This window comes from Xenorhabdus innexi, assembly GCF_002632485.1.
GTDB classification, from domain to species: domain Bacteria; phylum Pseudomonadota; class Gammaproteobacteria; order Enterobacterales; family Enterobacteriaceae; genus Xenorhabdus; species Xenorhabdus innexi.
Genome location: NZ_NIBU01000007.1, coordinates 123,859 through 131,848, shown reverse-complemented (window position 1 = coordinate 131,848; position 7,990 = coordinate 123,859). Strand labels below are relative to the sequence as shown.

The 7,990-nt window shown below is 35.7% G+C and carries 6 protein-coding genes; 2 read left to right on the top strand and 4 right to left on the bottom strand.

Annotated features, from left to right (window positions below):
- The first annotated feature begins 310 nt into the window (after window positions 1-310).
- The gene (locus Xinn_RS04660) at window positions 311-1,480 is read left to right on the top strand and encodes a PrpF domain-containing protein (RefSeq protein WP_086956188.1); all 1,170 of its coding nucleotides are present in this window, start codon (window positions 311-313) and stop codon (window positions 1,478-1,480) included.
- A 32-nt stretch (window positions 1,481-1,512) separates the two neighbouring features.
- On the opposite strand, the gene Xinn_RS04655 is transcribed toward Xinn_RS04660, so the two are convergent.
- The gene (locus tag Xinn_RS04655) at window positions 1,513-2,283 is read right to left on the bottom strand and encodes an SDR family oxidoreductase (protein ID WP_086956189.1); all 771 of its coding nucleotides are present in this window, start codon (window positions 2,281-2,283) and stop codon (window positions 1,513-1,515) included.
- A 355-nt stretch (window positions 2,284-2,638) separates the two neighbouring features.
- Between Xinn_RS04655 and betT the strand changes: the two genes are divergently transcribed.
- The gene (gene betT, locus Xinn_RS04650; RefSeq protein ID WP_086956190.1) at window positions 2,639-4,633 is read left to right on the top strand and encodes a choline BCCT transporter BetT; all 1,995 of its coding nucleotides are present in this window, start codon (window positions 2,639-2,641) and stop codon (window positions 4,631-4,633) included.
- Window positions 4,634-4,693: 60 nt separating this feature from the next.
- Here betT and Xinn_RS04645 read toward each other — a convergent pair whose 3' ends face one another.
- Genes Xinn_RS04645 through Xinn_RS04635 form a run of 3 tightly spaced genes read right to left on the bottom strand, consistent with a single transcriptional unit; the run spans window position 4,694 to window position 7,989 of the window.
- Window positions 4,694-5,950, bottom strand: a complete 1,257-nt coding sequence (locus Xinn_RS04645) for a clostripain-related cysteine peptidase (protein ID WP_169923523.1) — start codon at window positions 5,948-5,950, stop codon at window positions 4,694-4,696.
- On the bottom strand, window positions 5,925-6,365 hold the full coding sequence (locus Xinn_RS04640; protein ID WP_086956192.1) for a GNAT family N-acetyltransferase: 441 nt from the start codon (window positions 6,363-6,365) through the stop codon (window positions 5,925-5,927). The genes Xinn_RS04645 and Xinn_RS04640 overlap by 26 nt, the downstream gene beginning before the upstream one ends.
- 4 nt (window positions 6,366-6,369) lie before the next feature.
- On the bottom strand, window positions 6,370-7,989 hold the full coding sequence (locus tag Xinn_RS04635; protein WP_086956193.1) for an ATP-binding cassette domain-containing protein: 1,620 nt from the start codon (window positions 7,987-7,989) through the stop codon (window positions 6,370-6,372).
- Window position 7,990: the final 1 nt, after the last annotated feature.

Below are 7,990 nucleotides of genomic sequence, written 5' to 3'. Positions count from 1 at the left end.
TGTGTATAGGTCATAGTGCATTTTCCTTTGGCGAGAAAGATGCCTACTATAGCAACTGACCGCCTTTCTTAGAAATTGCACTTATTAGTCGAATCCAAGTTTTTTAAAAATCAATTTAATTATAAAATAATTATTGATGGTTTTTTTGTATTTCAGTGTTGATTTCTCTATGAAAATAGCCGGTTTTTATTGACTTATAAATCACGTTATCTAACTTTATTACAACTCATGATTTCATCAGTTTTATCATAAATATGCTCTAGTCAGTATTAAGACCTTTAAAGGGAAAATAATTTATTAGTGGTGACTTATGAATAAACTATCTTTTCCAATTAGAATTCCACTTTATTATGTAAGAGGCGGAACTTCCACAGGAGTCGTTCTGTTACAAAAAAACTTACCAGAAGAAAAGGAATTAAAGGAAGAAATTCTTAGACATATTATGGGTGTTCCCTTGCGAGGAGTTGTTAAAGATAATACGCAATTTCATGGGTTAGGAAGAAGAACGACGACCAGCAATAAAGTTTTTATCATTGATATCGATTATAAATCTAAAAAAGTGATTAGCACGTTTGCCCAGCTTGAAAAAGACAGTAACACAGTATCATGGGAAGTTAACTGTGGAAATATGACTTCCTCAATACCCTTGGTTATACGAGATTTACCCGAAGAAAAATTGTTAATGCCTGAAGGGCAATTAAATATTTACAATACCAATACGCGAAAAAATATTGTATGTACGATGGGAAATGTGTCGCCGCAATACCAGTTAACACAGATCCCCGGTGTTCTTGGCGATTTTCCGGAAGTTAATGTGCTATTTGAATATCCAGCCTGCTCCAAAACAAAATCGATTTTTCCCACAGGGAATTTAATTGATAAATTTAATAACATTCCTCTTACCTGTATTGATGTCGTTGTGCCCATGATTATTATCAAGGCAGAAGATTTAGGGATCACCGGTTATGAAAGTGTCAGTGAAATTGAAAATAACAAATTATTACAAGAAAAAATTCTGGAAATAAGATTAGCAATGGGTATTAAGATGGAAATTATTAAGCGTGATGGAACTACAATGAATGAGGATGATTTAAAGCACTCTATCACTCAGCCTAAAATTGCTATCATTGCTCCTCCTTTACATGGCGGAGATATTAGTATCAGATATCTCACGCCTAAAAATGTTCATTCATCTGTTGCTGTATCGGGTGGTTGTTGTCTGGCTGCGGCCTGTTGTTTTTCCGGAACGATTGCCAGTTATATCTATTATTCTCAGAGCGATAATGGGAATTCTATGATACGTATTGAACATTTGTCGGGGATATCGGAGTTTAGTATTAACCGTGATGGCGACAATATAGTGTATGCAGGTACAAAAAGAAGTGCTCAAATTCTGATGAAAGGTGAATTTTTTATTTATAATCCGAGTAATGAATTAGCGAGAGCTACGTCACGGTTGATAAATTATCATCAACCGTAGCAGAGAGTAAAAAAACAAATTATTCAGGCAGGTTACAACTGTTTCATATCTTCAAAAGTCGGCCTTTGAAAGTAAATCGCACTTACATGGCAACTGCGGGGTTGGGTCAGAACAAACCGGATAGATTCCCACACTGAGCGGCCATTCAGCATCTGTTTACCTACGGTTGTGTGATCACTCAAATCTGTATCAAAGCCATTGGTTTCAAAATCAGGCGGATAAATTCCTGTCACACGAATATTATCCTTACTTAACTGGTGGGAAATGGTGTTGCAGAAACCACTCATTGCATGTTTGGCAGCGAAAAAGACCGGATGGGCGACAGAGCGGGTGAAGTTCGGAACACCACAGATTGACACCATCGCAATAATATCGGCTCCCTGAGACTGGCGCAGGCTTGGTAATAACATTTTGGTCAGCAGCATAGAGCCTGTAGCGCCGGAATTCATTGTACTGATGATATCTTCATCACTGTCATTCTCACTCAGGCCGCCTTCCAGCCACTGTGCTGCACTTAATATCAGAATATCGATGGGCTTACTGTCTTGTAGTAACTGCTCGGTAAAGCTGCGTACTGATTGTACATCACCGATATTGCACTGATAGCTTCGTGCGCTCCCTCCTTCATTCTGAATAATTTCACGGGTTATTTCGGCACTTTTTAATTGACGGGCACAGAGATCAACATGAGCACCTTCCCGCGCCAGCCAGACAGAAATAGCCTGCCCGAAATCGCGCCCTCCACCTGTAACAACAACACGCTTGCCTTTGAATCCATCTGGTTTGTTTGACTCTTTTAACATGCTATTAACTTCCTTATGTTAGTTATTAACCTGAATGAGAGATCGTCGCACTATTGGTTATATGCTTTAAATGATTGCACGGGAAAATGAGGTTAATGTTTTTTATTGTTAATTTATTAACTGTTTGTGTTGTTGGTTTGTTAACGCGAGTATTTATGTAACTCTCTACAAGTACAGCTGGCCTGATTTTTATGTTAAGGTGATCAAGAACGTAGATTTTGAGTAAATTATGAACATGAAATACTGCGTGATGGGTAACTCTTGATTGGAGTTATTTTTGTTTTATTAAAATTTCGACAAAATTTTTTTTAATGATAGAGGAGATAGTGTCGGACACTAATTTTGAAGGATGAGTATGAGTCAAGATAATACTGGACAGGTAGAGACGAAAACTTACATTAACCCACCAGTCTTTTTCTTCTCGGCATTTTTGATCATTGCATTGGTCGCATTTGCTGGTTTGAAACCAGAGCTTGCCGATAGGTGGTTTAAATCTTTGCAGCAAGACTTGTTTGTTAATGCTAGTTGGTTTTATATCCTTGCCGTTGCGTTGATTTTACTTTCAGTTACCTATCTGGGGTTATCCAGATACGGCAATATCAAGCTTGGCCCCGACCATGCTGAACCGGATTTTAGTTATTTTTCCTGGTTTGCCATGCTGTTTTCCGCGGGGATGGGCATTGGTCTGATGTTTTTTGGTGTCGCTGAACCCGTTATGCACTACCTGTCACCACCGGTAGGCACACCCGAAAGCATTGCTGCGGCCAAACAAGCCATGCAATTAACGTTTTTCCATTGGGGGCTTCACGCTTGGGCGATCTATGCCATCGTGGCTTTAATTCTGGCATTTTTTAGTTATCGTCATGGGTTACCTTTAACCCTGCGTTCAGCTTTATATCCGATTATTGGCGACAAAATTTATGGGCCGATTGGCCATACCGTAGATATTTTTGCTGTTATTGGTACGGTATTCGGTGTCGCAACATCTCTGGGTTACGGTGTTCTTCAGGTGAATGCTGGCCTTAACCACCTATTCGGCCTGCCGATTAATGAAACAGTACAGGTTATCCTGATCATCGCGATCACTGCTTTGGCGACGATCTCTGTTGTTTCCGGTCTGGATAAAGGCATCCGTATTTTATCCGAAGTGAATCTAGGTTTGGCCGTTCTGCTGCTTATACTGGTCGTCGCTTTGGGGCCAACCGTGTTGTTACTGAAATCCTTTGTGGAAAACACCGGTGGTTATCTTTCTGAAATCGTCAGTAAAACATTCAATCTGTATGCTTATGAACCCAAATCCACTAACTGGCTGGGGGGATGGACATTACTGTATTGGGGCTGGTGGTTATCCTGGTCTCCGTTTGTTGGTATGTTTATCGCCAGAGTTTCCAGAGGGCGGACAATCAGGGAGTTTGTGACTGGCGTTCTGTTTGTACCCAGCGGCTTTACTCTGATGTGGATGACAGCATTCGGTAATAGTGCTATCGACCTGATTGCCCATAAGGGTGCCAAAGAGTTAGCCAGTGTCGTACAAACAGATGTCTCTCTGGCACTGTTTAATTTTCTGGAATATTTCCCGATGCCGACAGTTTTATCATTCATTGCGATGGTGATGGTGGTGATGTTTTTTGTCACTTCCGCTGATTCCGGAGCAATGGTCGTTGATACACTGGCATCTGGAGGGGCGCATCATACACCTGTCTGGCAGCGGATTTTTTGGGCGGGGTTAATGGGCGTTGTGGCTATCTCTTTGTTGGTTGCAGGTGGATTATCCGCTCTGCAAACGGTCACTATTGCCAGCGCGCTTCCTTTCTCAATCGTGTTATTAATGGCGATATATGGCCTGCTGAAAGCATTACGGATTGATGCTTATAAGAAAGACAGCCAGCAGATGACGACGATAGCGCCTCCTGCCAGCCGTAACCCGATACCGTGGCAGCGTAGATTAAGGAATATTGTTTATTATCCTAAGCGATCACAGGTAAAACGCTTTATGAGTGAAGTTATCCAGCAGGCGATGAGTATGGTTGCCGAAGAGCTGGAAAAGCAAAATAAAGTTGTTGTGATTAATGATGAAGCTGAAGATCGCATTCATCTGGGCGTGGATTTTGGCGAAAACATTAGCTTTGTCTATGAAGTCCGCTTGCGGGGCTATATTCAGCCTGCATTTGCGCTTGCCGGTCTGGAAGATGACGAACGAATTGAAGAGCAAAAATATTATCGTGCAGAAGTTTATCTCAAAGAGGGTGGTCAGGATTACGACCTGATGGGCTGGACTCTGGAACAGATCATCCACGATATTTTGGATCAATACGAGAAGCATATTCACTTCTTGCATTTGGTTCGTTAGCCGATATTAATTTCGAATAGTAAACTCAATCCCCGGATTCATAACTCGGGGATTTTTATTTCAATTATTGGGTTTCAAAATAACATTTTTGCATTTAATTTCGTCATTCATTAAAACATAATTGTAAATATTTTCTCTGTAATTTTTAGAGAAATAATGGGTGTTATTAAAGTATTTCTCTAAGAAATGTGGATATTCACAAATATTATGTAAAGGAAAATATATTGATAATCCTTTACCTTTCAAATGTTCAGGCGTTTTAATGTTCAGTAAAATTGATTGGTTAATGGAGTTTTCCAGTGATGTTAAATCATTATTGGATATGACTTCAGGAAATTCATTTTTAATATTTTTTATAAGATCATATAAGTCAACCATGTTTGCTTCATCTTCATAATCTTCAGTAATCTTTCTTGCTTTATTGAGTTTATAAAGGTAGTTTGGTTTTTTTGTACCGGAAGATAATTTATGAAATATATCATCAACGACTTCAGCAACATCGTTTATTTTTTTTAAGTTAATTACAGAGCCTTGAATATCATCAGAAGCATCACTTTGGGTGATAGATTGTTCTATATAAGATGATAAAATTTTTGATGAGATGGCTTCTGGCGACGAATATAAATTAAAGGACTCAACAATATCTTTATAATTCCATCCATTTTTATGTGTATAATCGACTGAACCTACGAGATATTTACCATAAGATTTAAGTACATATGCCGTTTCGAGATTAGCCATTTTACAGTTATCAAACCCAATAATTTCAAATTTAGATTGTTTCATAGAGCTGTTTTTAAATGCAAGAGCCATATTACCTATGCTCATTTTTTTATTTCCATAATTTTCATCACCACCATACCCACCCGCTGCACCTAATCCATGTCCCCAAAAGAAAATATAATATGAATCAGAAGGAAAGGATTTCAATCCCCATTTTATAAAAGAGGATAAAGTATCTGAACTATCCATATTTTCATTAGGGAGCTGATCTATTAGTTCTAGTTCATGATTAACAACCTCCCATCTCTGAATATAATGATTCTTAATTTTTGATGAGTGCCATTTTAAAGCACCTCCGGTTTGAATTATTATGTTTAAATTATCAGGTTTTTTAGCAGACAGGATTTCTTGAAGATCATCCGTTGCCATTTTAAAATCGGATTCCATATCTCCCCCCGTCATATAGATAAAAAGAGTGTTAATATCATTTGTTCTGGGAGATGCGTGGCTAACCTTCATTGAAAGAGAAACTGAAAAAGAGAATAAAAAAAGGATCATGTGGAATGTATTATTTTTCAAAGAAAATTTTGACATAGTCGTTATCCTCAATGCCTTCAGATTTCCAACCGTTTTTTTTAAAAAAAGCGAGTGCATTTTTATTTTCTATAGAAACTATTGCCCTCCAAAGATTAGATTCTTTATATTCTTCACAATGGGTTAAGTGATTAAGAATTTTAGTTCCATAACCATGATTCTGAAAACGAGGATTAACTGAAAAATCAAGTATGGTATAATAACTGTGTTCAGCATTAGGTAAACAAATTCCAATAACACCAATAAGCACATCGTTATCATAAAATACTAATTGTGATACCTCAGATGAGGTTAAAATATAATCCAGCCATTCTGTATCTATATCACCTAAAAATTTTGAAATATTTTCATCGGTGAACCATTTGGAATACTCAAGATATTCATTTTCAGTAAATTTTCCCGTTTTTAACACCATGATATTATCTTCTTTTGTTAGTGAGTTTGATTTTAGTAACTTTTACATTTAAATGATCTGTTATTTTTTTATGGCTAATTATGATTAAGGCTGTTTTTGCATTTAGATAATTTATAAGCTGATAAAATAAGTTATCACCATTTGAATCTAATGCTGAGTTTATTTCATCCAATAAAATTAGATCGTAATTAAAATAGTTTAAATATAGCTTTGCCATTAAAAGCCTTTGCCATTGCCCTCCTGATAGTTTTAAGTAATTTGAGAAACCTTCAACTAAATAATATTCAAGATTAATTTCAGAAATAAAATCCAATTCAAAATTATGTAAAGCATTAAGAATATCATTGCTATTGAACTTATTAAAAGGATCAATGAATTCTCTAAATGTAATGGGTAAGGGCCTAATGTTTTGAGAGATATACAATATTCTATCAGGATGGATATTTGAAATAATTTCACCATAAAAATTTGAGTACAAGCCACTAATTATATTTGTAAGTGTGCTTTTGCCACTTCCATTTTCACCATAAAGTATATACGTGTTATTTTTTTTGAATTTTAAACTAACATTACCCAACACTTTATTTTTGCTCTCGTTATATGAGAAATTGACATTCCTCATAAAGATAATATTATCATCATTGGTATTGTTAAACAGTATATCATTATAATGATAGTTTGAGTTTTCAATCTTATCAAGGGATAATGTTGATAAAAACCCATAAATAAGTTGTGAAAAATTGGCAATAAGTATTGTCAGGCTGGTTCTGATTTGTAGAATAGAACCGAATATAATCATTAGATTCCCTGGTGTAGGGTCAATGCTTTCTCTTGCTTGATATAATGTAAAAACTAATAAAAATAATCCAGGAATAGAACAGAATACCAAAAAGAGAACACCTTTGAATCTTGCTTTAAAAACTCTATTTAATATTAAATTATAGGTATAATTCCATTTTGAAAATAAAGTTTCTCTAAAATTATCAACTCTTATAGAATGAGAGGATTCAATTCTTGTTAAGCATTCATAGTATTTAGATATAGAACTAAATTCAGAGGAAAAGTCAGTTTCAATTTCCCAAATTTTTGATTCAGCTTTGAATCTGGCATAAATAATAGGAAACATTCCAATGATAACGGTAAAAGGTATCCACCAATCTAAACTAAACAATAAGGTGGAAATTGAAATTATACTTATAAAACCTGTCATAAACTGTGAAATATCACCAATGAAATCTGATATATGATCTATTCTTGATTCGGTTAAATAAAAATTATCCTGAAACTCTTTTTCATTAAGATGATTTATACTATTAGGTGATGATGATTTTTTTATTAGAAGTTCCCTTACATTTTTCTTAGCGAAATCACTTATTATACTGGATGATACTGCCTCAGTAATTTCAATTATTTCAGTAAGGACAACCAGTGAACATAAAAAAAATATTATTAGTAGGTATAAATCTTCATTTTCTAAGCTGTTAATTGCAGAACCCATTAAATATAAGATAACTGCCGGTAAAACACCGGATGTTATTTGAAAGAATATGATAAGTATTAAATATTTTTTCTTGCCATTCAGCAATATTTTAAACATATTTCTAGTCATTAAATATTTTTTCATG

Bases quoted from the DNA above. Each gene is read 5' to 3' on its own strand.
- Xinn_RS04660 (WP_086956188.1), top strand. From the start codon at position 311: ATGAATAAACTATCTTTTCCAATTAGAATTCCACTTTATTATGTAAGA.
- Xinn_RS04640 (WP_086956192.1), bottom strand. From the start codon at position 6,365: ATGGTGTTAAAAACGGGAAAATTTACTGAAAATGAATATCTTGAGTAT.
- Xinn_RS04655 (WP_086956189.1), bottom strand. From the start codon at position 2,283: ATGTTAAAAGAGTCAAACAAACCAGATGGATTCAAAGGCAAGCGTGTT.
- Xinn_RS04645 (WP_169923523.1), bottom strand. From the start codon at position 5,950: ATGTCAAAATTTTCTTTGAAAAATAATACATTCCACATGATCCTTTTT.
- Xinn_RS04635 (WP_086956193.1), bottom strand. From the start codon at position 7,989: ATGAAAAAATATTTAATGACTAGAAATATGTTTAAAATATTGCTGAAT.
- betT (WP_086956190.1), top strand. From the start codon at position 2,639: ATGAGTCAAGATAATACTGGACAGGTAGAGACGAAAACTTACATTAAC.